31 protein-coding genes are annotated in these 26971 nt (G+C 32.2%); 7 read left to right on the top strand and 24 right to left on the bottom strand.

Going from position 1 to position 26971, the window contains the following annotated elements; translation table 11 throughout:
- Window positions 1–16: 16 nt before the first annotated feature.
- The 6 genes from eutH to B7R67_RS10375 form a co-directional block, all read right to left on the bottom strand.
- Window positions 17–1090, bottom strand: a complete 1074-nt coding sequence (gene eutH, locus B7R67_RS10395) for an ethanolamine utilization protein EutH (protein WP_088070123.1) — start codon at window positions 1088–1090, stop codon at window positions 17–19.
- A gap of 75 nt (window positions 1091–1165) precedes the next feature.
- Window positions 1166–2227, bottom strand: a complete 1062-nt coding sequence (locus B7R67_RS10390; protein WP_088070121.1) for a M24 family metallopeptidase — start codon at window positions 2225–2227, stop codon at window positions 1166–1168.
- Window positions 2228–2233: 6 nt separating this feature from the next.
- On the bottom strand, window positions 2234–3331 hold the full coding sequence (locus B7R67_RS10385; protein ID WP_088070119.1) for a M24 family metallopeptidase: 1098 nt from the start codon (window positions 3329–3331) through the stop codon (window positions 2234–2236).
- Between the two features lie 317 nt (window positions 3332–3648).
- Complete coding sequence (locus B7R67_RS10380) at window positions 3649–5289, bottom strand: sigma-54 interaction domain-containing protein (protein ID WP_235822136.1); 1641 nt, start codon at window positions 5287–5289, stop codon at window positions 3649–3651.
- A 283-nt stretch (window positions 5290–5572) separates the two neighbouring features.
- Complete coding sequence (locus tag B7R67_RS22115; RefSeq protein ID WP_158095068.1) at window positions 5573–5740, bottom strand: hypothetical protein; 168 nt, start codon at window positions 5738–5740, stop codon at window positions 5573–5575.
- A 77-nt stretch (window positions 5741–5817) separates the two neighbouring features.
- Window positions 5818–6252: a hypothetical protein gene (locus B7R67_RS10375; RefSeq protein WP_088070115.1), complete on the bottom strand. Its 435-nt coding sequence runs from the start codon at window positions 6250–6252 to the stop codon at window positions 5818–5820.
- Window positions 6253–6540: 288 nt separating this feature from the next.
- Here B7R67_RS10375 and B7R67_RS10370 point away from each other — a divergent pair, with 288 nt between their 5' ends.
- Window positions 6541–7137 (top strand): DUF421 domain-containing protein, encoded by a 597-nt coding sequence (locus tag B7R67_RS10370; protein ID WP_088070113.1) that lies wholly within the window; start codon window positions 6541–6543, stop codon window positions 7135–7137.
- Window positions 7138–7253: 116 nt separating this feature from the next.
- On the opposite strand, the gene B7R67_RS10365 is transcribed toward B7R67_RS10370, so the two are convergent.
- The 5 genes from B7R67_RS10365 to B7R67_RS10345 all read right to left on the bottom strand — a co-directional run bounded on the left by B7R67_RS10365 (window position 7254) and on the right by B7R67_RS10345 (window position 9788).
- Window positions 7254–7637 (bottom strand): YkvA family protein, encoded by a 384-nt coding sequence (locus B7R67_RS10365; protein ID WP_088070168.1) that lies wholly within the window; start codon window positions 7635–7637, stop codon window positions 7254–7256.
- A gap of 179 nt (window positions 7638–7816) precedes the next feature.
- The gene (locus tag B7R67_RS10360) at window positions 7817–8110 is read right to left on the bottom strand and encodes an antibiotic biosynthesis monooxygenase family protein (RefSeq protein WP_088070111.1); all 294 of its coding nucleotides are present in this window, start codon (window positions 8108–8110) and stop codon (window positions 7817–7819) included.
- A 36-nt stretch (window positions 8111–8146) separates the two neighbouring features.
- Window positions 8147–8770 (bottom strand): FMN-binding negative transcriptional regulator, encoded by a 624-nt coding sequence (locus B7R67_RS10355; RefSeq protein WP_088070109.1) that lies wholly within the window; start codon window positions 8768–8770, stop codon window positions 8147–8149.
- Window positions 8771–8792: 22 nt separating this feature from the next.
- A complete protein-coding gene (locus B7R67_RS10350; RefSeq protein WP_088070107.1) occupies window positions 8793–9311 on the bottom strand; it encodes a GNAT family N-acetyltransferase in 519 nt (172 codons plus the stop codon).
- A gap of 24 nt (window positions 9312–9335) precedes the next feature.
- Window positions 9336–9788, bottom strand: a complete 453-nt coding sequence (locus tag B7R67_RS10345) for a MarR family winged helix-turn-helix transcriptional regulator (protein ID WP_088070105.1) — start codon at window positions 9786–9788, stop codon at window positions 9336–9338.
- A 123-nt stretch (window positions 9789–9911) separates the two neighbouring features.
- Here B7R67_RS10345 and B7R67_RS10340 point away from each other — a divergent pair, with 123 nt between their 5' ends.
- Both B7R67_RS10340 and B7R67_RS10335 read left to right on the top strand, forming a co-directional pair.
- The gene (locus B7R67_RS10340; protein WP_088070103.1) at window positions 9912–10352 is read left to right on the top strand and encodes a GNAT family N-acetyltransferase; all 441 of its coding nucleotides are present in this window, start codon (window positions 9912–9914) and stop codon (window positions 10350–10352) included.
- Window positions 10353–11018, top strand: coding sequence for a YczE/YyaS/YitT family protein (locus tag B7R67_RS10335; RefSeq protein ID WP_088070102.1), 666 nt, complete (start codon window positions 10353–10355; stop codon window positions 11016–11018).
- Between the two features lie 25 nt (window positions 11019–11043).
- On the opposite strand, the gene B7R67_RS10330 is transcribed toward B7R67_RS10335, so the two are convergent.
- The 7 genes from B7R67_RS10330 to B7R67_RS10295 form a co-directional block, all read right to left on the bottom strand.
- A complete protein-coding gene (locus tag B7R67_RS10330; RefSeq protein WP_235822135.1) occupies window positions 11044–12885 on the bottom strand; it encodes an ABC transporter ATP-binding protein in 1842 nt (613 codons plus the stop codon).
- A gap of 15 nt (window positions 12886–12900) precedes the next feature.
- Window positions 12901–13359, bottom strand: a complete 459-nt coding sequence (locus B7R67_RS10325) for a MarR family winged helix-turn-helix transcriptional regulator (protein WP_088070100.1) — start codon at window positions 13357–13359, stop codon at window positions 12901–12903.
- 157 nt (window positions 13360–13516) lie between these two features.
- Window positions 13517–14137, bottom strand: coding sequence for a GNAT family N-acetyltransferase (locus tag B7R67_RS10320; RefSeq protein WP_407920391.1), 621 nt, complete (start codon window positions 14135–14137; stop codon window positions 13517–13519).
- Between the two features lie 217 nt (window positions 14138–14354).
- Entirely contained in the window at window positions 14355–14618 is a 264-nt protein-coding gene (locus B7R67_RS10315; protein ID WP_088070098.1) for a hypothetical protein, read from the bottom strand.
- 177 nt (window positions 14619–14795) lie between these two features.
- Window positions 14796–15008, bottom strand: a complete 213-nt coding sequence (locus B7R67_RS10310) for a hypothetical protein (RefSeq protein WP_088070096.1) — start codon at window positions 15006–15008, stop codon at window positions 14796–14798.
- A gap of 44 nt (window positions 15009–15052) precedes the next feature.
- Window positions 15053–15211, bottom strand: coding sequence for a nucleotide-binding protein (locus B7R67_RS10305; RefSeq protein ID WP_235822134.1), 159 nt, complete (start codon window positions 15209–15211; stop codon window positions 15053–15055).
- Window positions 15212–16018: 807 nt separating this feature from the next.
- Window positions 16019–16372 carry a hypothetical protein gene (locus B7R67_RS10295; RefSeq protein ID WP_088070090.1) on the bottom strand — a complete coding sequence of 118 codons (354 nt, stop codon included), beginning with the start codon at window positions 16370–16372 and terminating at the stop codon, window positions 16019–16021.
- 616 nt (window positions 16373–16988) lie between these two features.
- Between B7R67_RS10295 and B7R67_RS10290 the strand changes: the two genes are divergently transcribed.
- Window positions 16989–17417 (top strand): ASCH domain-containing protein, encoded by a 429-nt coding sequence (locus tag B7R67_RS10290; RefSeq protein WP_088070088.1) that lies wholly within the window; start codon window positions 16989–16991, stop codon window positions 17415–17417.
- Window positions 17418–17598: 181 nt separating this feature from the next.
- Here B7R67_RS10290 and B7R67_RS10285 read toward each other — a convergent pair whose 3' ends face one another.
- On the bottom strand, window positions 17599–18519 hold the full coding sequence (locus B7R67_RS10285; RefSeq protein WP_088070086.1) for a hypothetical protein: 921 nt from the start codon (window positions 18517–18519) through the stop codon (window positions 17599–17601).
- A gap of 523 nt (window positions 18520–19042) precedes the next feature.
- Here B7R67_RS10285 and B7R67_RS10280 point away from each other — a divergent pair.
- Window positions 19043–19600: an NAD(P)H-dependent oxidoreductase gene (locus tag B7R67_RS10280; protein ID WP_088070084.1), complete on the top strand. Its 558-nt coding sequence runs from the start codon at window positions 19043–19045 to the stop codon at window positions 19598–19600.
- 767 nt (window positions 19601–20367) lie between these two features.
- Here B7R67_RS10280 and B7R67_RS10270 read toward each other — a convergent pair.
- From B7R67_RS10270 to B7R67_RS10250, 5 genes are all read right to left on the bottom strand, one after another.
- The gene (locus B7R67_RS10270; RefSeq protein WP_088070080.1) at window positions 20368–20706 is read right to left on the bottom strand and encodes a DUF5655 domain-containing protein; all 339 of its coding nucleotides are present in this window, start codon (window positions 20704–20706) and stop codon (window positions 20368–20370) included.
- Between the two features lie 310 nt (window positions 20707–21016).
- Entirely contained in the window at window positions 21017–21571 is a 555-nt protein-coding gene (locus B7R67_RS10265; RefSeq protein ID WP_088070078.1) for an NADPH-dependent FMN reductase, read from the bottom strand.
- 569 nt (window positions 21572–22140) lie between these two features.
- Window positions 22141–23238, bottom strand: coding sequence for a Ger(x)C family spore germination protein (locus tag B7R67_RS10260; protein WP_088070076.1), 1098 nt, complete (start codon window positions 23236–23238; stop codon window positions 22141–22143).
- On the bottom strand, window positions 23235–24329 hold the full coding sequence (locus tag B7R67_RS10255; protein WP_088070074.1) for a GerAB/ArcD/ProY family transporter: 1095 nt from the start codon (window positions 24327–24329) through the stop codon (window positions 23235–23237). Before B7R67_RS10255 ends, B7R67_RS10260 begins: the two co-directional genes overlap by 4 nt.
- Window positions 24330–25694, bottom strand: coding sequence for a spore germination protein (locus B7R67_RS10250; RefSeq protein WP_088070072.1), 1365 nt, complete (start codon window positions 25692–25694; stop codon window positions 24330–24332).
- A 631-nt stretch (window positions 25695–26325) separates the two neighbouring features.
- Between B7R67_RS10250 and B7R67_RS10240 the strand changes: the two genes are divergently transcribed.
- Both B7R67_RS10240 and B7R67_RS10235 read left to right on the top strand, forming a co-directional pair.
- On the top strand, window positions 26326–26571 hold the full coding sequence (locus B7R67_RS10240) for a spore gernimation protein GerQ (RefSeq protein ID WP_088070068.1): 246 nt from the start codon (window positions 26326–26328) through the stop codon (window positions 26569–26571).
- Between the two features lie 16 nt (window positions 26572–26587).
- Window positions 26588–26956 carry a spore coat protein gene (locus B7R67_RS10235; RefSeq protein ID WP_088070066.1) on the top strand — a complete coding sequence of 123 codons (369 nt, stop codon included), beginning with the start codon at window positions 26588–26590 and terminating at the stop codon, window positions 26954–26956.
- Window positions 26957–26971: the final 15 nt, after the last annotated feature.

Here is a 26971-nt window from a genome sequence, read left to right as displayed (position 1 = left end):
ACAGTCTATTGGATTGTTAGCTTGATTTTTGTTTCGTTGCGATCAATGCCAAAGCTGAAGCCAAAAAGCCAGCAGTCAATTTCCCAACTATTAATGGTATAACAAAACTTTTCTCAATACCCGCCACAAATCCTAAGTGACTTCCAAATACAAATGCGCCGCTTACGGCAAATGCAGTATTTATGATTTTTCCACGATCGTCCATTTCGTGCAGTGTCGCAAACATCGGAATGTGATGAGCGAAGGACGCAATGAATCCGCCCAATGATTGTTGATTAATCCCCAACCTTTTCCCTAAAAGGGTAAAAGGCTTTTTCAACACTATTGTCAATACGTATACGAACGGAAACGCACCAGCAAGGGTAAATGTGATTTTCCCGACCGTCACAATCCCTTCCCTCATCGGCATCATTCCAGGAATTAGAACAAATCCTGTCAAAGTTTCAATCATAACAGCTACAAGCCCAATCATGATGATGATTTCAATCCCTTTTCCAAACCATACGAAACCGCGAATCATCACGGAAGGAAAGCTAAGCATACCGATCCCGATTATGAGCGAAATCAGGATAGACGGTAGCAAATTTTTCAGCATCCATACAAAGTCAAATCCCGCTGTGAATCCTCCTGCCAAGCAGCCAACCGGAATGGTCATAAGTCCGATTAATATCCCTTTTGCAAAAAAAGAATGATCTTTCTTTTGTATGATTCTTAAGGCAACCGGAATTGTAAATACGATAGTTGGTCCCATCATTGTTCCTAAAAAAACCCAAGAAAATAAAGCTGCATCACTAGACCTTGCCATTTCATTTGCAAGAGAGTATCCGCCCATATCAAGTGCCAAAAACGTCGATGAAAACATCGAAGGATCCGCTCCGAGGAATTGATAAACAGGTGAGACTACTGGTGACAACACTTTGGCAAGAACAGGTGACAATGAAATCATCCCTACCATTGACAATGCTAAAGCTCCCATGGAATGAAATGCTTCAGTGAATTTTTGTCCGATACCTAATCGGTTCCCCATCAACTGATCCACTGCCCCAAGCAGCATAAACCCAATCATCACTTTGATAACGATATCATTCATCTTGTATCCTACTCCATTCACATGAAGGGTCACCGTACTATTCAGTTACGGTGACCTTTTCAATTTTCTTAACGTTTATAAAATCAGTAATTTCTTAGGTGAATGAGTAATAATTTCATACCCATTCTCTGTCACCACTATATCATCCTCAATTCGGCAGCCACCCCAACCAGGGATATAAATACCTGGCTCAACTGTTACGACCATACCAGCTTGCAGCACTTCTTTACTTTTATCAGAAAGACGGAGTGGTTCGTGCACTTCCATACCCAAGCCATGACCGGTTGAATGTCCGAAGCGATCACCATAGCCTTTTTCAGTAATATAATTTCTTGTTAAATCGTCAATTTTTTTCGCATTTTCACCCGCTCGAATTCCTTCCGTCCCACGTTTTAGTGCATCCAAGACAATATGATAAATATCGTGAAATTCATCTGAGCAGTTCCCGACAGCTATCGTTCTTGTAATATCGGAACAATATCCGTTGTACATTGCGCCAAAATCCAAGGTCACCATATCGCCATACTCGACTGCTTTTTCTGAAGCAACACCATGTGGCAAGGCTGCCCGTTGTCCAGAGGCAACGATAATGTTAAATGAAGAAGATGTGGCACCCTGCTTACGCATATAGCCCTCTAGTTCATCGCGGATTTCTCTCTCCGTTATACCCGGCTTAATCACATTCAAAATATTTTCAAACGCTTTATCAGCAATACGGGCCGCCGTTCGCATTGTTTCCAATTCTGACTGTTCTTTAATCTCGCGCACCTTTTCAACTATGTTTTCCAATGGAACCAATTGTGCTTTTACGTACTCCTTTAGAGCCGAAAATGTTTTTAACGTCATGGCGTTTTCCTCTACGGCTACCCTTTGAATACCATGACGTTCACTTTCATTTGCTACTTCTTTTTCGATATTCCCATCATGTACAACAATTTTTGCATTTTTCACTTCAGTTTGTGCCTGCTCGCCGTAACGAAAATCTGTGATAAAGATAGCGCCCTCTTGGGAAATCAACACCATGCCTGCCGAACCTGTAAAACCCGTTGTATATCTACGGTTTTCATACTTAGTTATTAATATCGCATCGACATTATTCATTGTCAGCTGTTTCTGTATTTTTTCAATTCGGTTCATTTCCTTTTACCCCCTTACAACTAGCAGTGTTTTCGAAAATTTCGTTAAAACTTCATAACCGTTTTCTGTAACAACAAGATCATCTTCAATTCGGATTCCACCAATTTCTGTTAAATAAATGCCTGGTTCAACAGTGAGCACCATTCCACGTTTCAAGATTCCATCATTGGCTTCATTCATTGAAGGGGATTCATGGATCTCAATGCCTAATCCATGGCCTATTCGATGAGGAAAAAAATCACCATAGCCAGCGGACTGAATGATGTTTCTTGCAGCTAGATCAACATCTCCAATTCGACTTCCTGCCTGACAAGCCTCCACCCCGGCAAGATTTGCTTGTAAAACGATGTTGTAAATCGTTTCGAGTTCATTATTGACATGATCATAAAAGACCGTCCTTGTAATATCGGAGCAGTAGCCCTTATACTTCACACCTAAATCAAACAAGACTGGATCTCCTTTTTTCAACTTGTTTTCTCCTGATATTCCATGAGGATTACTTGCATTTTGACCAAACAAGACAATTGGTAAAAATGACATTTCCCGAATCCCTTTCTTCTTTAATTCATATTCAATTTTCCCCAGTACTTCAAGTTCAGTTATCCCTTCCTTTAAATTCTCAATACCGACTTGCACCCCATAATCAGCAAAAGCGGCCGCTTCTCTTAAAATCGCAATCTCGTTATCTTCTTTTACAAGTCTCATTTCGGTCAGCTTATCATCTAACGCTACAAACTCCGCGTCACACATAATCTGTTTTAAATTTTCTACATAAAAATAGGAGATTGCATGTTTCTCCACAGCAAATCGATTTATCCCATTCCCATCTTGAATAGCATCGCGAATAAGTTTCCAAGGGTTAGCAGAATCTGTATAACTAATAATTTGATTGTTCCAACCTGCTTCCTTTAACATTTGAACTTCCATCTCTGGTGTAATAAAGATTGGGTCACGTTTTGCAAATACAAAAATACCAACAAACCGTTCATGTGGGTCGTAATCAAATTGTGATAAATAAAAAATATTATGACGCGATGTTATTAGCCCACCTTGTATGTGTTCTTTTTGTAAAAAGTCTTGCAGTGCTTCTAATCGTTTTTGCATGTTCATTTCTGGTTAAGGAAATCGTATTGTATCTTCCCAATAATAGGGAACAATGATTTACAACCAGAATCCACCTCCTTTTTTCTTGAATTGAATGCTAATTTTATCCTGTTTCGTCTTTAGTCAGTGTAAAATGAACTGTTCAACTCCTCGCATTTAAGTAATTGCAAGTTTCATGCCATTTTGAAAATATGGCGGTAAATAGGCATTTCGAAAGCACCTGTCTATTTTTTTAGACACTCCAATTAACAAGTGTCTATTTTTTTAGACAACAAAAAAACAGCGCCGACAATTTTTATTTGGCACTGTTTTAAATCCTAATGGTAAATATTTAATTTTTTAAGCTTATTGTATAAAGTAGCACGAGAAATTCCAAGTTTCTTAGCCGCTGCTTGCTTATTTCCATTTTCTGCTTGGATGGCTTCGATAATTTTATTTTTTTCATGCTGATTGAGATCTTCTTGCAATGATTCACCATAATTCAATAAAGAAGCAGCCTGTGACAGCTTTTCGGGTAATGCTTCGATCGTAATTTTACCGTCTCTTGATAATATTACTAATCGCTCGATTGTATTGCGCAACTCCCGAACATTACCTGGCCAATCATATTTCAATAAGATCGAAATCACCTGTGGGTCTACGTATTCAATCGTACGATGATACAATATAGAAAATTCATATATAAACAGATGAAGTAGTTCCATTATGTCTTCTTTTCGTTCCCGTAATGGTGGAATCGTAATGGATAAAATGTTTAGTCGATAGTATAAATCTTCTCGAAATGTACCTGCTTTGACCATTGCTTCCAAATCTTTATTCGTGGCGGCGATAATCCGACAATGAGCAATTAGTTGCTCTGTTCCTCCAACACGATAATATGTTTTATCTTGGAGAACACGGAGCAATTTAACTTGCATATCCAGCGGCAAATCACCAATTTCATCAAGAAAGAGCGTTCCTCCATTCGCTACCTCTAGTTTTCCTTTCTTACCTTTGGTATCTGCGCCTGAAAATGCCCCTTTATCATATCCAAAAAATTCACTTTCAAACAAAGATGGTGTAATAGCACCGCAATTTACCGCAACAAACGGTGTCGTTGAACCTTTGAAATGATGAATCGCTTTTGCAAAGATTTCCTTACCAACCCCTGTTTCTCCAAGTAATAAAATGTTCGCATTTGTTTCAGACATTCTCCTTGATAAGGATACCGTTTCTTTTATTAATTGACTTGAACCTTTAATTAGTTGAAAAGAATCATATGACGATTGCAGTCTTGAAACCTCTTGTTGCAGTTGATGAATTTTTGAGGAAGCATTTATCAGCTCTTGATTCATTAACACTTGACTCGTAATGTCCGTTTCCGCTGCCACAGCACCGACAATCCGATCATCGATTATGACGGGGCTACTATTAATCATGACAAATAAATCCTCGCGAGGCTTATGTTGTCTATAGCGAAACGATTGACCTGTTTCCATCGTTACTTTATTTAACAACATCTCTTTAGGAAAAAACTGATCCATGTCTTTACCAACAATCTCCTCTTTGGGTATCGAAAAAATCCGTTCTGCACCAGGGGTCCAAACAACGGTTTTCCCCGCCTCATCCACAATCGAGACTGAACCATCCATAGTATCGATCATTGTTTGAAAATAAGCCTCTAAATATTGATAAGATTCAAACACTTTTGAAAGTAAAATCGTAGAAGAGATATAGCCCTTGATTTTCCCTTCGCTATCCGTGATGACCACAATCCCTGATGTTCTCACTTGTTGAATTACTTCTTTGATATAAGCTTTTTCACTTAAGGCATCCGCTTGCTGCCAATTAATTTCTTCTGAATTTCTCCTTTTATAATAAAAGTACTCGTTTACCGTTAACATCCAAACTTCACTTTGATGTTGTTTAAACACATAAGCACTTTCACATCCATTTTTTTCATCCATATCAGAAAGCAAAGTAAAATCCGTTTGCAACACGTCTTCAATGCTTGGAAGAAGATGCTTCATAATCATTCCACCACCTAATTGTCTATTCTCACAACAATTACTCTATCATTTTGACTGATTCGTGTCATTATTGATTTGTTTGCCATCAAACAAAATGAAGTTTTGATGATTAGGACAAGGAATTTAAACTTACAAGAACAAAAAAAGAGTCACAATCGAGACTCGTAAGAAGATCATGATAATATTAAGAAACTAACTCCAAATACAATGTAAAATAAATTTTAAGTCTGACTTAAAACCGTGGTCTATCATTACTATGTGAATTTCTTGTAATTTCTTCATTCATCGTTTGTCTTTCCGTTTTATCTGGTGCTTTTGTTCCGAACTTTTTTTGCATAAAGAAACTAAATGCAATTGCGACAATTACAAATCCCCAAAATAGATAGCCAAATAGAGTCATTTAAATCCCTCCAATTTTTATATTCCTTAATCAACTAGATTATCCGTTCGTTAATAAGAAGTTTCACAAGTTCAAAATTAAGACTTTTTATACTGTATAATCTCTTTTACTAAGTTTGTATCTTGATTATCCAAACTGATATATGCATGAAATTTATTCAATCTATTCATCTTAATTAAGGCACCATTATTCGTAAACCAAATTAAAAAATTGTACGATTTTATATTATCGGGAACCTTGAACGATAATTGAATATCATATTCTCCTAAATCAACTTTCGGTTTTTCTATTGTTTTACCAAACAATAAAATTTCTTCTAATTTATCTACCTTGGACTGGCTTCCTAGATTTACTCGCTTAAAATCTATTATACTTCTACTTTTATTAGTTCTGTTATAACCGATCCAAATTTCATTATTTGACGGAACCTTAAATGTCTTAATATATTGAAAACCACCTAGAAATACTGCGAAAATTCCTATAGCAATTAAAAGTAAATAAGGTTTTTTCAAAACTAATTACCTCCGAACAAATCAGAATAAAGCATATACCATATTTTACCACATTCGACACAGTGTTACTTCTCCCATTAAAGAAATGTCCATTGTTGAAACGATTCCTTCTTAACTGAACTTCTATAAAAAACGAGCTGCAAGCACGAGTGATTTTCCATTAAAATATGGGTTACCTGCATAAGATCACGTAATTATTCTTAAAATAAACTTTGAATAGCTGAAGTCTTTCAGCCGGTTACAAAAAATAGATTCTCTTCAAAAAATTAACATTGAAAGGGAAAAGTCATGAACAATATTGTCTATAGCTCATTTTTATTAATTTTAACTGGAATCTTACTATTACGAGTAGCTGGAAGAAAATCAATATCTCAAATGACCTTACCACAAACGATTGTGATGATATCGATTGGTACGATAATTGTTACACCAATTATTCAAAAAAGTTTAGGTAAAACAATCATTGCTACCTCAACCTTTGTAATAACGCTCATTATTTTAGAATATTTGCAGTTGAAATCGAATAATTTAGAAAGTTTTATTACAGGCAAATCAAAAATTGTCATAGAAAATGGAAAATTAAATAGAAAGAATTTAAAAAAGTTGCGTTTAACGGTGGATCAATTAGAAATGCGGTTAAGAAATGAAGGGATTACAAGATTTGATGAGCTTAAGTTTGCCACAATCGAACCAAATGGCTTATTAGGATACGAATTAAATGATGATGCTAAACCATTAACGATCGGAGAGTTTAAACAACTAATGGAGTCATATGGATTTACAATGATACATAATAAATTAAATGAAAGTTTGAATGAAAATTCTTCAACAATATTTACAGAATTAGTCGAAAAGCAAGATACTAATCATAAAAGTTGGAAGTAGTAATCTGACCTAAAAATGTTTAACAAGTAAACTGCTAAACAAGCAGTGACAAATTCTTTTACTTATACAAAAAAAAGCTGGATTATGCTTTGGCACAAATCCAACTAATGTAAACTTTAATGAAATAAAGATATCAATTTAATAATAATCCAATCAGTGATTAATAACCAAAACAATATGATAAGTGAACCTACAAACCAATTTTTTGGTTCCCCACTTTGCATTCTTTCCTCTGCTTTAAGTGCGCAGTCAGAAATTACATCCTTGGGAATCATCTTTAAAGCAAGCATAACACCAAGTGGTACAAGTATAATATCATCCAAATAGCCAAGAACTGGTATAAAATCAGGGATTAAATCAATTGGGCTAAAAGCATAAGCTACTACACAGATTGTAAACATTTTTGCGAACCAAGGTACACGTTCATCTTTACAAGCAAAATAAAGTGTAAAGATCTGGCGTTTTAAATTTTTTGCCCAGGCTTTTATTTTTTTTATCATTTTAACTCCTAAAAATTCCATGTATTTTTACCTAATTATATCAAAATAGTTCGTTTAGAATCTTAATTTTTATCAGCTAATCTGAAAAATTCATTAAAATAAGCTGCAATTAAGCAGCTTTTGATCGTCAACTAAAAACAACCATTCGTCTGATAAAAATAATAATTTAAGGTCCATTACTAAAGTTTTACCCTTTCAAAATGTTCAACTGTTGGGAATGGATCATAAAAATGATGTAGTTGTTTTTTCCAATCTTGGTATTCATTTGATTGTCTAAAACCAATTGTATGATGTTCTAATGTTTCCCATTGAACTAGTAATAGATATTTCCCTTTAACTTCCATGCATCGCTGTAATTCATGTGATATATAGCCTTTCATAGAAGAAATAATCTTTGATGCGTTTCGAAAAGCGTCTTCATATTGTTCTTCCATACCGTCCCTTACATAAAGTACAACTGCTTCTAATATCATTTCATCACTCCCTTATTTCTTTGAAATTAAATGGGGTTATTTGTCTTCTTTTAATCTCTTTTCCATTACTTCAGCCATTTGATTTGAATTTGGATTTCCTTCATTTTTTAATTTATCGATAATATTCATATAATCATGTTCTTTACGGTTCTGACTTAATTTATATGCGGCCTGAATTTCTTCTACTTTTATCTTAAATCCAACGATCCCCTTCAGTTCACCTTCTAACAACTGTGGAGAAAGTTTTTCCCATAATACAGGATTTTCACGATGCTGTTCATATTTTTCTAGCATTATTGTTAATTCTTTTATTAATTCATCTTTCGCTAAAATACTTGCTTTACCATATGCATGCACAGATTGATAATTCCAAGTTGGAACTTCCTCATCCTCATACCAAGAAGATGAAATGTATGAGTGTGGTCCCTGAAACATTACTAATACATCTTCACAGGTTTCAAATGTTCTCCACTGAGGATTTCCATATGCCAAATGCCCTGTAATAAAGTAATCATCATCTATTTTATTTATCCCTAAAGGTAAATGAGTAGCAATTGGTTTCCCTTGATCTGTTGTGACAATTGTTCCAAAAGCGTTTTTTTGAACAAAATCCCAAATTTCTTCAACATTTGTGACCTTATAGTATTTTGGAATATACATAATAAACCACCTTTCAATCTAGTTAGATGAGTGTTTTCGTCATTATAAAATCAATTTGTTTTTCATCGCCCATATAAAAAGGGTGTGCTCCAGTTGGAACAAAGCCCATCTTCTTATAAAAAGCAATTGCGTTTTCATTTTTTTCCCATACACCAAGCCAGATTTTCTCTTTATTTAGTTCTTGTGCTATTTCCATCGCTTTATTAAACAGATATTTACCAAGACCATGTTTTTGAAATTGGTTTTTTATATAAATTCTCTCGATTTCTAAAGATTCGTCACCCATTTCCTCCGACTGAGCATCATTTGTATTGACTTTTAAATATCCGGCAATCTCCTGATCTAAATAAACGAAATAGAATTGTGAAGAAGTATTGGATAATTCTTCTTCTACTTGTTTTAAGTTAAATGCCCTTTCTAAATAAGCATTCATATTTTCTGGAGAATTTTGATGTTTAAATGTCTCATGAAAGGTATCATAACCAATTTCTTTAAGCTCGTGCGAACTTTCAAGGGTGCACTTCTTTATTCTTATCGTCATTTTGATTTTCTCCCTTTTCTAAAATCAATAATTTCTCTTATTTCCCTTTTTAACAAATTCCCAATCTTTTTCTACATTTTTTCTAACCTTTTGAAGTAGATTAAAAATGGTTTCTACTTCACTTTCGGAAAATCCGTCTAATGCAACGCTATTTGAATAATCATTTTCTCTTTTAATAAATGGATAAACAGTCTTCCCCTTCTCAGTTGGGAAAAGTTTTTTTATTTTTTTATTATCATTGTCTTCTTTCTTTTCGATAAAGCCATTCATTTCAAGTTTCTTTATAGCACGAGATGCTGTTGTACGATCTACTTTTATCATCTCAGCTAATTTTTCTTGAATGATTCCTGGATTTTCAAATATCCTCACAAGGTACAAATACTGCCCTTTTGTAAGCTCATATTCTAGAAATTCTATATTACTAATAGAATCTAATGCCCTTGCGATCATTCCAATTTCGCGAAGAATTTCCTTCATAGTTACCTCCAAAGTATTTTGTTGTAAATGCAACAAAAATGGTATATATTTAATTTAAACTTTTTTTATTGCAATTGCAACAAAAATAAACGATAGAAAATTTAATTTAAAAGGACTGATAAAATGAATGCAAAAAGAATAAGGACGAATGAAGATTTAAAGATAGCTTTTGCTATAAGAGAGGATGTTTTTGTAAAAGAACAATGCGTACCCCTTAGTGATGAGTTTGATCAGTTTGACAATTTAGATGGTATTTGCGAACACATCTTAGTCCATCACAAGGAACAACCAGTCGGAACAGGTAGAGTTAGGTTTATTGATCATGTAGGTAAATTAGAAAGAATCTGCATTCTTGAACCTTACCGTAAATTTGGTCTTGGAAAAATCATTATTAAAGCGTTAGAAGAAATCGCGGAAGAACGCGGAGTGGAGCAGGTTAAATTACATGGACAAACGCATGCAGAAGGTTTTTATAAAAAACTTGGCTATCGTACTTCCTCTTCTATCTTTATGGAAGATGGAATTCCACATATTTTAATGATAAAAGAATTGTCTAGTAAATAAATGTTAAAGTGGTCAAATAAATTAAAATTTGTATTTTATGTATTAGGAATTTTACTATTAACGCTAGGTGTTTCATTTACAATCCAATCTAACCTCGGAACTTCACCTTTTGATGCATTATTAGTAGGATTGTCTATACATGTGGGTCTAACTGTGGGAAGTTGGGAAATTCTAATTGCTCTATCTTTGGTCTGTTGTAATTCAATCTTAAAGAGACAAAAACCAGAAGTACTAGGGTTGTTAACAGCATTTATAACCGGTTTAGGAATTGATATGTGGCTTTTTTTATTACACAATTTCATAACACCAGAATTATGGTTTAGCAAAGTTATTTGTTTTGTCCTTGGGATCGTTGTTACAGGACTAGGAACTGCAACATATTTACACACAAATTTCGCACCAATTCCAGTTGATCGATTAACTCTAATCATTCAAGAATTAACTAAAACAAATCTATTTTTTTCAAAAACACTTATTTACCTCATATTCCTACTATTAGCTCTGTTTTTTAAAGGACCAATAGGTGTTGGCACTATACTAACCGTTTGTCTAGGTGGATTCATACTGAATTACTTTATGCCATTAACTGAAAAAGTATTAAATCGTATTTTAAATGACTCTAGTACAACACTAAACTATGAAAAAGAGAAAAATCATTCACTATAGAATGGTTTTTCTCACCTTTTACTAGCTATTCAATTGATACAACTGCTTTTTTACCAAATTGTTTTTTATACAATTCTGTATATAAGCCATTTTGCTTTAGCAGTTCTTCGTTTTTGCCTTCCTCAACAATTTGTCCATCCTTTAAGACAATAATGTGATCTGCGGCCATAATGGTTGATAGGCGATGAGCAATTACAATAGATGTTTTGTTTTTTAATAACTCCTGTATTGCACTTTGGATGTAAAATTCAGACAACGTATCTAATGATGAAGTCGCTTCATCAAGAATAATGATTTCAGGATTTTTTAATAATACACGAGCGATTGAGATTCTCTGTTTTTCTCCGCCTGAAAGCTTAATACCTCGATTTCCAACTACTGTATCATAACCATCCTGTAATTCCATTATAAAGTCATGAATATAAGCAGCCTTACATGCGTTTATAATTTCTTCATCTGTGGCGTCGTGTTTTGCATATAATAAATTTTCTTTAATCGTTCCGTTGAATAAATAGCTATCCTGTGTAACAAGGCCAATATGAGACCGTAAAGATTGTAAAGTAAATTCTCTTATATCGCGATCTCCAATTTTTATTGAACCTGATGTGATGTCATACAGACGAGGGATTAAATTTGTAATCGTCGTCTTACCGGCGCCACTAGGTCCAACTAAAGCTGTCATCGTACCAGATGGAGCAGTAAAGGAAATGTTTTGTAATGCAATTTTATCTTGTTTATAAGCAAAAGAAACTTCTTTAAATTCAATATCTAAATGAGTAACATTCATTTCAGTCGCATTTTCTCGATCTTTAATGGTTAGTTTCATATCAAAATATTCAAAAATGCGTTCAAATAAAGCAATTGAACTAATGATATTGATATATAGATTTGTTAATTGACCAACTGGCGCGTATAAACGATCAAGTAATGCGACAAAGCTGATAATTGCCCCAATTGTAATCTCACCATTAAAAAATAAATACCCACCGTATAAATAAATAAGCATTGGACCGATGCTAGTGAATGTTGTTAGAATCATCATAAACCAGCGACCTGCCATAGATTCCTTTATTTTAAGAGTAGTAGATTGTTCATTAATTTCATCAAAATTTTGAAATTCTTTTTGTTCCTTTGTAAAAAGTTTCATTAATAAATAACCACTAATATTTAATGTTTCTTGTATAATATGATTTTGCTCGCTCGTTTTTTCCTGTGTCTGTTTAGAGATACTCCATCGAACACTGCCCATTTTACGAGTTGGAATAATAAATAATGGCACGATAATTAACCCTAATATTCCAAGCTTCCAATTTATTACAAGTAAGGTAACAGCAGTTGAAATTAAAATGAATAGATTGTTAGCAAAGCTCACAATCGTACTATCAAATACAGCCTTAACACCAGAAATGTCACTCGTCATTCGAGTGATTACTTCACCTTGCTTTACATTTGAATAAAATTGTAGTGGCATTTGTTGTAGATGAACATACATTTGGTTTCTCATATCGTAAATAATTTTTTGTGAAACATATGCATTTAAATAATTTTGCCATACACCCAATAAACCTGAAATAATCGTAGTACAAAGAGAGGCAAGTACTAGATAAACTAATAGGCTCATATCTTTATTCGGTAAGGCAGTATCAACGATATGCTGTATAATGATTGGCGGTAAAATGCCTAATACTGAAGTAATTAATAAAATAAGCATGACAAGTATTGTTTGCTTCCAATAAGGAATAAAATATTTTGCAATTCGAAACAATATTGCCTTTGTAATAGTTGGTTTTTGTGCGTTTTTATCAAATTTCATTCGCCCAAATCCATGGGGACCCATTGGAGGTGGTCCACCAAATCCTCCTGCCATAATTAAACCTCCTTTTTATTTAGAATCATTATTTTGTTCATTTAATAAATCAGCTAAAATTTGCTTTTGCATGTCTATAAGTATAGTAAGCTCATCCATAGAAAATTGTTCCAGTGAATTTGCTAGATTCTTATAAGCTTCTGATTCTTCGCGATAGCGTTGACATAATCGTTCACCATCAGGCGTTAAAAATAATTGAATTTCTCGTCGATCGATTGATGATGTTTCTCTTTTTACATAATTATTTTTCTCTAACTCATCAATACTAAGGCTTACTCTGCTTTTAGCAAATAGTAATCGTTCAGTTAGTTCTTTTTGTGTTTGCCCTTCATTGTTTCGAATTGAGTTAAGGATAATCATCTGTTGGAAAGTAACCCCAAGTTTAGTAGCTGTTTGAACACTTAACTTTTTCAATTGACGAGCAATTGAGACAATTAAGTGCGATAATTCCGTAGCTTGCTGAATTTTTGACATCTTACCATCCTTTATTTTAGTTTACATTGTAAACTGTTAACTTTATAAACTAATAATAATGCTTCACTCTCAAATTGTACAATTAGAAACTGTTAATAAAAAAATACTGTAGGTTATCCCCACAGTAATGGATTAATTATTTAATAAAAAATTTGCTTCACTCTTTTTTATCAAACTTTCTCTGACCTTCAATTAAATCCTCTTTATCTATGAATTCATTCCACTCTTCTCGTAATATACCCATACGAATCGAGTCATAATAAACTCCGTCATACAATCGACATTTTCTTAATCTTGCTTCCATTGTCATACCTAATTTTTCTCCAACTTTAATCATACGATGGTTACCAGACCAAGTTGAATATCCTACACGGACAAGTGGTAATGTACTAAACAAATGACTGATCCAAAGCTTCAACGCCCTAGTACCATAACCTCCACTCCAATATCTCGGATCATATATTCCGATTCCCATCTCAAGCCAATTCGATGGTTGATGTTCCCAATAGTAGCTAACTTGTCCAATTACTTTTCCATCTATTTCAATAACCCATTTATTCTCTTGATCTACTACAGTATTATTATTTGCTAAATAGTCCTCAAAAGTAATTGCTTTATGTTCAAAATAAGGTGCATCCCACTTCTTCCACTCTGGAGAACTTTCTTTATACATCAACGTCCAAAGTGAAAATAAGTCATCTTCATGTATTGGTCTGATTCGTATTGTTAAATCGTTATACAAGTTAAAACCTCCTTCTCTTGTTTGAGTTTTTGGCATTGTTAATAAAGAAGGAATCTGCAATTGGATTCCTCCTTCTTACCGAAAGTTATTATTTATTTTATAACGTATTAAATACATAATATATAAATACCTGCTTAATTGAACTAGACCACCATTTGTTAAATAAAAAAAGTCGCATTAGCGACTCGTAATCTTTTAACTAACGCAATCGTTAGTTAAATAAGTTTTTTATATTTGTTTATTTATTTTACAATTAGTTTAGGTCAAAGTATTTTCCAATAACTCCAAATAATCCACTGTTGATCATAATGATAACAATGGCTAATTTCAAATTAATTATCTTACCTGATACTCTAAGTATTTTTGTTATGATTAAGAAAATTAAAGCACCGCTTACCATACCAGATACTCCATACATAAGTATATTTAAAAAATGGAAAAAACCTGCTACAATTTTGGAGAGTAAGCTTGTATATACACTAAATAAAATAAACGTTATAAACATATCTAGCCTCATAATAACAAATCCCCTTCTATTCTTCACCATTAAAAAATTAAAAAATTTACTATTTTTCATACTAAGTTATTAAAAACTTAGTATATCTAAATAAATATTAAATATAGAAGGTGAAAAATCCTTTTTAAACATTAAAAAAGGGCAGCCATTGTATACTCATATTTAATCCATAAAGGGTTAATTTGAATTTGTAAAATAAAAATAGATAGCTAGTATGTAAATAATTAAATGAATCACAGCCCATACCCTACCTACTAATATTAAACAACCTTTTTCACTTCTTAAGAAAATAAGTACACCAAGTGCCAGTATCACAGTGAAGATATATAAAGGACTATAAGTTAATTGAGGCAATAAAGTAGTTATTGGCTGCTCTTCTAATTCGGTCATGTTGCCTCCAATTTAATTAATTAGCTATGTAGCTATCGCATGCATTAGTTGAAATATTTTTTCATACTAATCTGTGTTGCCCAAAACTCAATATCTTCAATATTATGAAGATATGTTGTTGGCGAATCTAAAATATCAATTCCACTTAATATTTGTAACAACTGCCAAACTATATCGTTGGCAACCAATGGTTCATCAGCCATTACATATTTTGATGCCCAGTCGGCTACTTCTTTTCGTGATAACTCATTTGATATTATTAATTTTATCCTAAGTAATATGTCATCGAATGCAGGTTAAGTCATAATCTTCTCCGATCATTTCATGTTCTTATTAAACTATCAAATGCGTTAGTTGAATTAGGTTCAATGTTATATTTTTTCTATTTTTTTAAAATTTAATAGTTTCAGAAGACTAGTGATATAAAAGTGTAATATGGTCAATGTAATGATCTCAAAGTTCATAATTAATAAGCCCACAGGTCCGTATACCCCTTTAAAAAATGAAAAAGAATATACTAGAGCAGTTAATTCAAGCACCATACTTAATGAAATGAAAACTAATTTTGACTTTATTATATTAAGAAGGATGAATATAAAAGTGCTCAAAACTATTGAAAAACATGGGATTAAAATAAATATTAATGAAAGATCCATAAATAATGGAAATTCTGTATCAGGACTTACACCTTTATAGGTTATTGATATTCCAAAAACGCCAACTACAAAGCATATAACCAGCCACATTGGTAAAAAAATTTTCTTCACAATTCTTATCTCCCATGACAAATAAGTTATTATATTAATCATTTAACTTTACCACATTTTTTGCTTTAATTTTGAACAATTCCAGTATTTCATATTGAACTAAACCACCAAATACTAAAATAAAGGCAGCCAATGGCTGCCTTGTTATTTTACTAACGCACTCGTTAGTTAAACAACATGATGGGAACGGTTCTCGGTTCTCTTTATATAAAAGCTAAATAAAATAAGGGTTTTCCTATCCTTTTATTCTCTAAAACCTCTACCGATTACTTCCCTAGTTTCACCATCGAAATAAACTGTAATATCTCCTAACAAATTGTTATCCTTCACCTTGAAAGTTACAGCATAAACTTCTTTTCCATCGTAACTTTTGTCCGTTAGTTGTGCGATTTCTTTTGTAACTACTTTTCGTTCAACTTTCCCGTCACCATCTGGTTTGTCATTTGCTAATTCTGCTTTTTCGCCCTCAGATAGTGTATTGTAAACAATTGCTGCTATTGAATCCGAAGATTCTTGTTCTCCATTAACGTTACCGCACCCAGTGAAAATGATTGATGAAAAAACAATACTCAAGATGATAAGAGAATACTTTTTCAATTTCATCACCCCATTTTAATCTAATTAGTATCAAATAGATCACCATTAAACAGACTTTCTATCATTTACTTCTCTTTAAAAAATAAAATCCCTTTTTCATAAATAAGCTACTATTAGCTCAATAAAAAAACGACTAGATAGTCGATCATGTTGTTCAACTAATGCTCTCGTTAGTTATATAGGAGATTCAATCTACAAACTATTGCTTTTTTTAGTTTATTGTACTTTTGGAAAACTAACACTTGGGTTATGTTTAATGTGAACTCTTGTTTACTATCTTCGTACTGTATTATGCTTAAGCCTAAATGTCTTTTTCTAGTAATTGATTCATCAGAACTTTTTTGAGTTGACTGCGGCGACTTGATTCTACAAAAAGGTATTTTCCTCTACACATTTGCATTAAGAAAAGCAAAAGATTTTTTAAAAATTGCATTGAATAATGTTTATTTCATTTGGAAATTTTATGGAAGTATCATAAAAATTCAGGAGGTAACACATTTAAGCAGTCGCGTACCAAGTTCATTCTAAAACCATAATTAAAAACAAGAAGTAAAGTCTTACTCTTAGGAATACGGTTTTTTCCATATGATATATATAAGGAAGTGTAATTACATATATGAAGGTACTTTCAATGATTCAACCTTGGGCCAGCCTTTTCCTTTTTAATGAAGCACAATACGAAACAAGAACATGGAAAACTAAATATCGTGGTCCATTGGCGATTCACACAAGTAAAAAAATAGATAGTAATGTTTGTAATAACAATGCAATTCAGCATTTGCTTAGTAAGCACGAGTTGAATAGGAGCAATCTACCAACCGGCATGATTATTGGTGTCTGTAATCTTATTAATTGTTTAAAAGTAATAGAAGATAATCAAGAAAGTGCAGTATTGGAAGATGGACGTATTGTTTCAGGAAATGACTACTTCTTAGGAGATTTTAGAGTAGGGAATTATATTTGGGAAGTTTCCAATAAAGAAATGTTAATCGATTTTATACCAGCTAAAGGAAAATTAGGTTTATGGGAATACGATATGCGTTAGCGCTTAACAGTGAATATTTTCAGTTTGAAATTTTATTAATTGTATTGTATATATTAAACAAATCTTCTTTGCCGACCATCCTACTATATAGTGAAAAAGAGGATGATTGATTTATGATCATCATCCCTTTTGTTCTTCAACTAAAGCAATCGTTAGTTAAATAAGACTCTATAAATTCATTTCATTTTTTTCTAAAAATACTTAACTGACCGCCAGATAACTGGACCCACTTCCAATTACTCAATATATCATCAAGAGGAACACACTGATATGGATTAAACACCGTTTGCCCTTGTTTATTAAATACTAATTTATTACTCAATACAAAACATGAATGAAGTGTATTTTGATCTTTTTCCCAAATCAATACGTCATTCGATTGGATAGTACTAGTATTAATTTTTACATAATCTTTATTTTCAAGTTCTTTATAAAATTCTGTTGGTAGTACCCATTTACTTAAAAGAGTATTAATTTTACCTTCATCCGTTTGCAATGCTGCTAATACAACTCCCAAGCAGTTTGGTCCATTCATGTTTCCAAATGTATTTAGTAAAGAAGCAAATGTTGGATAATTAATCTTCAAGTCATTCAGGTCTGTTGTAACTGAAAATGAATGCATATCAACAAACATATTTGCAACATAAAGTAAAATGCTCGTCCTTACTTGGAAAGGCAGAGCTTTCCATGAAAAGTTTTGAAATGTGATCATTTTCTTTCCATCAATATTAATTGAAAAAGTATCTAGAGCATTTTTTACTTCTATTGAAACGTCTCCAATTTCGTTTAGTAAATGATCTAACTCAAATATGTAACCTCTGTTTAGACGTATTTGTCCTTTCAAGACTTCTTTTTGTACCTCTTTCTTCCATTTAAAAAACTCATCTTTAGTTACAATACCAATATAACGAGCTTTTGCAGAAATATTCCAAGGTAAATAAGAGGTTTTAATATCTAGTGAAAACTCAACTGTTTCACGTTCATTAACCGGAACAAAATACGGAAGGTCCTCAAAATAAAAGTAATCTACTTCAGGGACAAATTTTTGATCCCATGCTATTATAACTTCTTCAGTAATCGTATTATTTTTTACTTCATACATTATTTCTCACCTATATTTAACCTTAATGATTTTAGTAGCTGATTAAGATTCTATAAATATAAAATTCGACATTATTTGAACACTTCCTTGTTCACATAAAAAATCTAAAATATATTAAAAAGACTGCCGAAGCAGTCTTCTAGTACTTCAACTAACGCTTCCGTTAGTTGTATTCTGTAAAACGAATACCAATACAAATCTAGTTTATAAATTTATTTCGAATTTAAAGGACTATAGCCTTTAAGATCTATAACTCAAGGTAAGGATGTCATATATGGTTAAATCACAATTTTTGTGGGTTTAAAATGAAAATCATTGTTCAAACTATAAACAAACTTACTGGCATGTTCTATTTCAATTTTGAAACTCAGCATGATATTATTTTCAAATTATCAAATACCTTTAAACTAATAGAAAAAGAGTCACCCAAGTTGTACTCTTTTTTCTATTAGCGCAATAAGAGTTTGTTCTAGGCTAATAAGGTAAAGATAGTTTTATTTTTTATAAATAAAGGAGAGCTATTATGAAGAACGTTTTAATCATTAATGGGCATGAATATTATGATTTCGCGAAAGGGCAATTAAATAAAACACTTTTTGAAGAAATTAAAAAAGTATTATCAAACGATTTTGAAATTGAGACCACAACTATTCAAGATGGATATTCCATAGAAGAGGAACAAGAAAAGTATAAGTGGGCTGATCTTATTATTTTTCAAACACCAATTTATTGGTTTTCTTTACCAGGATTGTTTAAGAAATATATTGATGAAGTGTACTCATATGGTGTATTTTTCATTGGATCTCCTGAAGGATACGGTAAGGGCGGTTTAATGACTGGTAAAAAATATATGTATTCAACTACATGGAATGCCCCTGAAAACGAGTTTAACGTGAAAGAAAAATTCTTTAATGGAAAACCATTAGATGAGGCTATTGAACATCTACATAAAATACAACAATTCGTAGGTTTGACACACTTAGAAAGTTTTGCGGCGTATGATGTTGTAAGTAATCCTAATATTGAAAAATATCTAAAAGAATTAAGAGAACATTTGGAAAGAGTGATTAAAAACCATTAAGCAAATAAATATGAATTAGAATCTACTTTGAGAGTGCACTAACTTCCGAACTCGTACCACCAAAAAAACGGTTCTAAGTTAGATTAACATATATAGAAATTAAAAAAGTAGAAGACAAGTTTTTTATTAAAAGTCAACTGAATTTCAATAACTCTTTATAATAAGGTTATATTATTAAATGTCACACATTATATTGTAAAAAAAGAAGGATAGGAAAGCAGGAATGTTATCTGCTATTTCAATCCTTTTTATACTACATATGACCTCATTTACTACAACAAAATTATTGTACTTTTATGAAACTAACGTTCTCGTTAGTTCAAAAAGAATTTATCATTTCTTCTATTTTAGTAGTAACCTCATCTTTATTCTTTGAAATGAATTTTACTAATGGATTTTCGATTTTCCCAATCTAGATTATGTATTATATATAATATTTTATAAACCCTCTTCTAATCACCTTAGCCGATAAAGGCTCCTATAATTGCTCCACAGATTATTCCTAAGCCAATAATTGGTTTATAGGCTTTTGTAATCAGTGCATCTGGGAGGCTAATTAACAAGCCTATTAAAATTCCTTTCGTCCAACAATACATAGGAAGGACAGTTACTGATATTATGAAACCAAACGTAAAACGATTGATAAACGAACTAATAAGAGCTATGCGTTTATCTTCAAATTTCATCGGGAGCATTATTAGTACAGATACTAAACCAAATAACTCCTAAGTAAATGCTGTTCATTGTAATAAATTCCATTTCTCGTATTAACCCATCAATTTATATGATTCTTTTAGAAGAACTAAAAACTCTTGATCTAAGTCGTTTATATTATAGAATCTAAAGTTATTGTGAAATCTGTTTTTAGAAACTTGTTCAATTTTAGTAATTTTCTCATGTTCAATTTGATAGTTTGTAACTAAATTAAAATCTAACCATTTCTTTTTTGGATGAACCCCACCAAAGGAAGATTTATTTAAAAGATGAATAGAGGTCTTTTTATACTCAATTTCAAATGGTCCTATTTCTTTCAATAAATCGAGTATTTTTGAATATATTTCTTTAATATTTGATGCCTTATTTGAGAATAATTCATCTTCGGACATATTGTAGTCGCCTTCTTTCTCTCTAACATAGATTGTGTAACCATTAATTTTCCTCTTTTCACATCATTTTACCATGTTCTTATTTAAAATTAATTGCCAGTTTGTTTAATAAAAAACAAGCCACTTATGTGACTCGTGAACTTAAATTAATGCTGAGCGTTAGTTGAATAAGCATTAATTAAATTTAGTAAAGGTTCACAAACTATTCATTGTAGAGAGCATTCTCGAAAATGATTAGTTTCACTAGTTAAAAAAAGAATATCAGACATTTTTTTTAGCGTCTGATATTCTAAAATAGTACTTTATAAGGCTATTTTCTCAAGGATTTTAATGCACCACTCCAAGCAACAACTTGGTCAAGCATTGCATTTACATTATTAAGGTGTAATTCAGCTGGCTTGAAAGTAGTAAAGTTTTCAAAATCGGTAAATAAAGACAGTGTAGGGTGAACACGAACATCTGCAATCATTAGCTCACCCATTATTCCTCGTAAATGTTCAGCTGCACGAGCACCGCCAGTTGAACCATAACTAACGATACCTGCTGCTTTGTTATTCCAGGCTTCACGAGCTAAATCAAGTGCATTTTTTAATACTCCTGTTATACTGTGATTATATTCCTGAACGATAAATACGAATCCATCCAAGCTTTTAAGTTTTTCGTTCCAAGCTGCAATTTCTGGTTCAGTCCCATCAGTTGTTCCTAAAAAAGGTAATTTATAATCTGCAATATCTACAATTTCATAGTTTGCATCATCTCCGCGTTTGTCAGCAATTCCTTTAACCCATTCTCCCACTTGTGGGCTAACTCGTCCCTGTCTTGTACTACCTAAAATAATACCTACATTTAATTTTTCATTAGTCATTGTCTTTTTCCTCCTATTTAGCTTATTAATGTTTATTTTTCCAAATTTTTTGCACCAATTCCAATTCTCTTTTATAAATCAATTAGCTGTTCTTTTTCATCATTCTAGATAAATGAATGAGAACTGGTTGGAACGTGTTTGGGAAAAATCTCGTCAGTAATGCTCTTCCTTCTTCTGTCAGTACGACATTAGTAGCCCTTTCGATCATTTAGGTTTGGTTGTCTTACTACAAAACCTTTTAAATAAAGATTTCTGTTTAATAAGTACATATCCATTTATATTCAAAATTTTCATTGATATCCCTGCCTTTTACACAAATAAAAAAAGCCGCATATTTGCAGCTCATGTTGTTCAACTAATGCATTCGTTATTTGAATTGGGATCTCACTTTCAGTATTATCTTATATCAAGTTTGTCCTTTTCCAATTGTTCATTTCAAATTGAAGTTCTTTTTCTTATGCCTAATAAAATTTAATTTGATATCAACCTTCTCAACGGTAGCCCTTATAATAAATAATTTTTCCCTATTATGTTTATGTACTTTAATTAGTTTTTACTGTAAATCAAAATTAGTACATAGTTCCAGTTGCCTTAAGAATAACTTCAGATTTAACTCGAAATTCTATTTTTGGATAAATTTGTTTCCACTTATTTATTTCTTTTTTTGACATTCCGTATTTTGCTTGATAATTTAACCCAAGTCCGTGTGGATCAACATCTAAATCTTGAAGATGTTCTAGAAATCGTTTCGTTCTTAAGTTTATTAATTTCGATGTTTTATTTTCATATTCTTTTAATTGACCAATTTTATGTAATGTTTTTTTTGACTCTTCGATAACCCCTTTTATCTTTATATGAACATCTACATATGGTTTCTTGTTTTTTGGTATAACGATTTTCATGTCTGTTTTAGTCTTTTCAGCATTTATGGAAAATTGATTTTTTCCTTTTCCGACATTAATTATATTTGTTTTTTCTGGGTTTATAAGCTCATTTAGTAACCTTGTTTCGTCTGGATTTAATTCCGCTTTAAATTTTGTTCCTTTAAAAACGGCAGATGTATTGATTTTAAAGGTATTTTCGATAGGTTGTATAATCGGTAAATATGGATCGATCCCTTCTTCATTCAATCTCATGTAATAGTCATTAAGTATTTCTGACATTATATACGGTGATTTATTTGCCTCTTCATTAAAAGTTAAGACAAGTGCATTACCTGGTAATCTTTCTGATTTAACCTTCCACGATAAAACGTCTTTTGCAGAAGGTTCTCCTACACCTACGTAAGCAATCCCTTGAATATCTGGCCTTTTAATAAACCAATTCATTAAATCTATTTGGTTATCACCTAAAAGTTGCTTACCAATTAGTAATACCCTACATTGCCCAAAATCCAGCTTTTTATCTACTAATGATTGGATAATTCTAATTGCATCAGTTACTGAAGTTGAGCTTTGAGAAATAATTTGAAAATCGGATTTACCTGGTTCAATTTGTGCTGAAGGTATTGCTAATTTCAATGACACAATGTATTTATTAGTATCATCATCATCTGCTTTATCGATCCCTATGGATACAACAAAGAAACGTTTATCTACATCAACTAATTGGCAACCTGACATAAAACATAATGCAAATATTAACAAAATCCCTATAATACATTTCATGCTACTCTTTGCCTTAGAGACAAGAAAAATATCAAAGCCACTAAGATGAACTCAGATGGAAACCGTATATCTTGCCATAGTTTAATAAGTTCAAATATTTCTCGCTGGTTAGTGATTGTTTGTAGTATCATAGTAATAACTCCAAAAAATAGTAAGAATAGATAGCCATTAACTTTTCTTTTTTTTTCAGGTTTCATATAATAATTAAAGAACATTCCTTCAAATAGTTTTAACCCAACATGCCATGTTAATATGCCAAATAACAGTGACAACAAAAGGTATAAGTAAAGGTTCAAATATAGAACTCTTTCAATAAATCCATATTCCATTCTTAAAGAATCCGATATAAATAACCAAGGAAACACTACATCGTTAACCCCTCTCACCCCTAAAAATCCAATTGGCACAAAAAATGTAAAACTAATTACAACCAAACCTATAATAGGCAAGATCCAAATATATTTAATAACCTTTTTAGTATCAAGATAACGATTAAGGATTACTAAATTTATATACCCTGTGAAAAAATACGTGGAAGCAGAAAGAGAATTATAATTCGGCATTTGCCAAAAATAATGTAGTATTCTTTTAATATGGTCGAAATAAAAGTATTGGCTAGTTATCGATTTATAGATGATAAAAACTACAACTGGAGTAGTGACAAGAACGATTATTTCAATTACATTAAGTATTGATTTTGTATTATTACTCGCTCCAAAAATAACGATTACTAGAAAAAAAGCTAAAATGACTTCCATACTTAATTCAGTGTTTAAATAGAGTTTAATGATATAACTATAAGAAATTAATACAAAAGCACCTGCAGCCATCCACATTACTCCTAAGAATGCTAAATAGGAGTTTTTCATAAGAGAAGGTATTCTTTTATCCAATATTTCGGGTAATCCTTTATTTGAAAATTTACTAATGCCAATCGTAAACAAATAAATAAAAAGTCCACCAATAAAAACACTTAACAACATAGCCATTAGAGATCCATTGTAACGTTCGCCAATTAAAACCATTGGTACATTGATAATAATGTTCAACATCATGGTTAGTAGAACAGTATAGTAAAAGTGACGAGTCAACTAGCTATGTCCCTCCTTTGGATTCTGAGTTATCGTTTCAATTTTATTGGTAGATCCCCATTCGATTGCTAAAAAAGGAGTCCCAAAGCTTCGCTTATTAGCTAAATAACAAATAAGTGCAATTAATCCTCCAACTAATCCAACCATCCCAAATAAAGTTGCTAATATTATCAATGGGTATCTAATGCAACGAATCGCAAAACTCATGGCACTGATTGGCATTGTAAAGTTAGAAATAGCCACAAAAGCTGTAATAATAATCATGATAGAACTTACAAGTTGAGCTTGTTGTGCGGCCTGACCAAGTATAAGTCCACCAACTGTAGTAGCTGTAGGTCCCATTACTCTTGGTAGTCTAATGCTAGCTTCCACTAACATTTCTACAGCTACCATCATAAAAAGAACTTCATAAATTGATGGATAAGGAACTCCTGCCCTACTACCTGCTATTGTCAATAAAAGTTGCGATCTTAATATTTCAGGATTATATGAAGTAATAGCTATATAAAGAGCAGGTAACACCAAAGTTATAATAAGGGCTAAATAGCGTATGACTTGCAATAGTTTTTTTATCCAGAATGAATGATATATGTCATCCATTGATGTAATAAAATCAAAAAAAACGGTAGGCGTACTTAAAGAGAAGGGAGTTCCATCCATAATAATAACAACCTTACCTTGGGCAAGGTTTAGGACAGTTCGATCAGGTCTTTCTGTTATCATCATGCAAGGGAATAAATGAATCTTTTTATTTGAAAGTTTATTTTCTAATTGGCCAACTGCTTGAATAACATCAATCTTTACCCTCTTGAGGCGACTATTTAATTCTTGAATTACCTTTTTATCTGCAAAGTCAACATCATAAATGATTGCAATACTTGTTTTTGATATTGTTCCAACTGTTTGATATTCAACGCTTAATTTATTGGAAGGATATCTTTTGCGGATTAATGCAATATTTGTACTTAGGTCATGAGAGAAAGCTTTTTGAGGCCCTTGAACTGATGTCTCCACTGTGGCCTCTTCAGATTGAGTATCCATAGAACGAATCGCATTATAAGAGTATATCCCATTGGATATGAAAATTAAAACGTTACCGGAAATAATATACTCACCTAAATATCTTTTGTTTTGAATCGATTCGCAAGAAGATAAGGAGAGTAAATGTAAAAGAAATTTACTCTCTTTTTCACAAAGCATAAGTGGTTGGATAATATCAGTTTTAATTTTATCTGAGTCACATAGATCTTGAAGATAGATCAAACAGATTTGTTGTTCGTAATATTCAAAAGAATGGACAATTAAATCTTTTGATGCCTGAAATTCTTGCTTAAGAGCATCTATTACTGTAACTTGACTTCTCATAAATTTATGCTTCCTTTTTTATATTTCTTTAATTATTATTTAGTATGTCAAACTAAAGCTTATCCATTCTATTCAAATTCATGTATTTCCATTTCACCTTATTAATTTGAGAAAAAATTACTTTATTTAAGAGTTTGTCTCCTCTTTTGCTTTTTCTACAAATAATCCCAGTTTTTCTATATCTAATGACTTTTCCAAGGCCAAGTTCCTCTTCATATAAAATCGAGTTTTTTTCTTCAAGTGTCCATTCATGCTTTGACAAGAGAATAAACCTTAAATTAGATAGATTAGTTTCTGGTAACGAGCTGATCATTGAACTAATATAAACATTCTCTAAATTAATCTTCAATTCTAAATTCAGTACCATTTATATTTTTTCCAATTTCAGAAGGACAAGTCCATTCATCCAACAAATTATGACTCTTTAGCGCTATAATACATAACTAATTTATCGAATAATTTGCCATCAATCTAAGTTGTATGGACTAACCCTATGCCCTTTTAATCAAAATATATCGAATAGAATTTTTCATTACATTATGATTTAATCAACATTTTTCCGCCTCTAAAGAATGATTCTTTTTGCATTTGGAATAATACTCTTGTATTTGTTCAAAAAGGAGGGAATTAAATGGATAATCAAAAATTAGCAGATCATGAATCATTGGATTTACATGAAGTTATTAATTTCAAAACCCTTTGCTTAGCGAAATCAAAACTAATGCAAGGATTGGTATTTGATGATGATTTGAGAGCATTAATGCAAAAAGATGTTGAACAATCCATGCAAGAGCTAGGGGAATTACAGTCAATTTATCAACGTGCACCTTTTGAAGCTCCAGTTCCTCAAAACCGGCCAACACCAATAATTAATTGAAAAGGAGGCAAATTCATTGAACAATGATTATTTAGATCCTATAAACTCGTTACACGTACCAGAACTAGCAGATACTACTTTTGCGATGGATTTTCTTCTTCGTGCCAAAGAAGGTGTTCGCAATATTGCGGTCGCATTAACAGAGTCAGCATCGCCTGATGTTAGAACGCTCTTACGAAGCCATTTAATGCAAGGGATTGCTATGCACCAAGAAATTACAGAACTAATGATTAGTAAAAAATGGTTCCATCCATACGAACTAAGTGAACAATATCAATTAGACCAACTGTCTGCCAACAATACATTAATGATTGGCAAAATGCATCTATTTCCTGCTGATAACAATAGAAAAGGCTTGTTTGACCGAACACCTGATGAACATTAACACTGGAGGCTTGTA

Source organism: Gottfriedia luciferensis (assembly GCF_002156865.1).
GTDB classification, from domain to species: Bacteria; Bacillota; Bacilli; order Bacillales; family Bacillaceae_G; genus Gottfriedia; species Gottfriedia luciferensis.
This window is presented reverse-complemented; position numbering and strand designations above follow the sequence as displayed.

What these genes read in the sequence shown, in the direction of transcription:
- B7R67_RS10265 (WP_088070078.1), bottom strand. Translation starts at nt 21,571, where the DNA reads ATGACTAATGAAAAATTAAATGTAGGTATTATTTTAGGTAGTACAAGA.
- B7R67_RS10355 (WP_088070109.1), bottom strand. Translation starts at nt 8,770, where the DNA reads ATGTATATTCCAAAATACTATAAGGTCACAAATGTTGAAGAAATTTGG.
- B7R67_RS10290 (WP_088070088.1), top strand. Translation starts at nt 16,989, where the DNA reads ATGAAGGTACTTTCAATGATTCAACCTTGGGCCAGCCTTTTCCTTTTT.
- B7R67_RS10345 (WP_088070105.1), bottom strand. Translation starts at nt 9,788, where the DNA reads ATGAAGGAAATTCTTCGCGAAATTGGAATGATCGCAAGGGCATTAGAT.
- B7R67_RS10270 (WP_088070080.1), bottom strand. Translation starts at nt 20,706, where the DNA reads ATGTCCGAAGATGAATTATTCTCAAATAAGGCATCAAATATTAAAGAA.
- B7R67_RS10305 (WP_235822134.1), bottom strand. Translation starts at nt 15,211, where the DNA reads ATGGCTGATGAACCATTGGTTGCCAACGATATAGTTTGGCAGTTGTTA.
- B7R67_RS10370 (WP_088070113.1), top strand. Translation starts at nt 6,541, where the DNA reads ATGAACAATATTGTCTATAGCTCATTTTTATTAATTTTAACTGGAATC.
- B7R67_RS10325 (WP_088070100.1), bottom strand. Translation starts at nt 13,359, where the DNA reads ATGTCAAAAATTCAGCAAGCTACGGAATTATCGCACTTAATTGTCTCA.
- B7R67_RS10250 (WP_088070072.1), bottom strand. Translation starts at nt 25,694, where the DNA reads ATGAGAAGTCAAGTTACAGTAATAGATGCTCTTAAGCAAGAATTTCAG.
- B7R67_RS10315 (WP_088070098.1), bottom strand. Translation starts at nt 14,618, where the DNA reads ATGAGGCTAGATATGTTTATAACGTTTATTTTATTTAGTGTATATACA.
- B7R67_RS10260 (WP_088070076.1), bottom strand. Translation starts at nt 23,238, where the DNA reads ATGAAATGTATTATAGGGATTTTGTTAATATTTGCATTATGTTTTATG.
- B7R67_RS10240 (WP_088070068.1), top strand. Translation starts at nt 26,326, where the DNA reads ATGGATAATCAAAAATTAGCAGATCATGAATCATTGGATTTACATGAA.
- B7R67_RS10320 (WP_407920391.1), bottom strand. Translation starts at nt 14,137, where the DNA reads ATGCCAAAAACTCAAACAAGAGAAGGAGGTTTTAACTTGTATAACGAT.
- eutH (WP_088070123.1), bottom strand. Translation starts at nt 1,090, where the DNA reads ATGAATGATATCGTTATCAAAGTGATGATTGGGTTTATGCTGCTTGGG.
- B7R67_RS10350 (WP_088070107.1), bottom strand. Translation starts at nt 9,311, where the DNA reads ATGACGATAAGAATAAAGAAGTGCACCCTTGAAAGTTCGCACGAGCTT.
- B7R67_RS10390 (WP_088070121.1), bottom strand. Translation starts at nt 2,227, where the DNA reads ATGAACCGAATTGAAAAAATACAGAAACAGCTGACAATGAATAATGTC.
- B7R67_RS10335 (WP_088070102.1), top strand. Translation starts at nt 10,353, where the DNA reads ATGTTAAAGTGGTCAAATAAATTAAAATTTGTATTTTATGTATTAGGA.
- B7R67_RS10365 (WP_088070168.1), bottom strand. Translation starts at nt 7,637, where the DNA reads ATGATAAAAAAAATAAAAGCCTGGGCAAAAAATTTAAAACGCCAGATC.
- B7R67_RS10340 (WP_088070103.1), top strand. Translation starts at nt 9,912, where the DNA reads ATGAATGCAAAAAGAATAAGGACGAATGAAGATTTAAAGATAGCTTTT.
- B7R67_RS10285 (WP_088070086.1), bottom strand. Translation starts at nt 18,519, where the DNA reads ATGTATGAAGTAAAAAATAATACGATTACTGAAGAAGTTATAATAGCA.
- B7R67_RS10330 (WP_235822135.1), bottom strand. Translation starts at nt 12,885, where the DNA reads ATGGCAGGAGGATTTGGTGGACCACCTCCAATGGGTCCCCATGGATTT.
- B7R67_RS22115 (WP_158095068.1), bottom strand. Translation starts at nt 5,740, where the DNA reads ATGACTCTATTTGGCTATCTATTTTGGGGATTTGTAATTGTCGCAATT.
- B7R67_RS10310 (WP_088070096.1), bottom strand. Translation starts at nt 15,008, where the DNA reads ATGACCGAATTAGAAGAGCAGCCAATAACTACTTTATTGCCTCAATTA.
- B7R67_RS10280 (WP_088070084.1), top strand. Translation starts at nt 19,043, where the DNA reads ATGAAGAACGTTTTAATCATTAATGGGCATGAATATTATGATTTCGCG.
- B7R67_RS10385 (WP_088070119.1), bottom strand. Translation starts at nt 3,331, where the DNA reads ATGCAAAAACGATTAGAAGCACTGCAAGACTTTTTACAAAAAGAACAC.
- B7R67_RS10360 (WP_088070111.1), bottom strand. Translation starts at nt 8,110, where the DNA reads ATGATATTAGAAGCAGTTGTACTTTATGTAAGGGACGGTATGGAAGAA.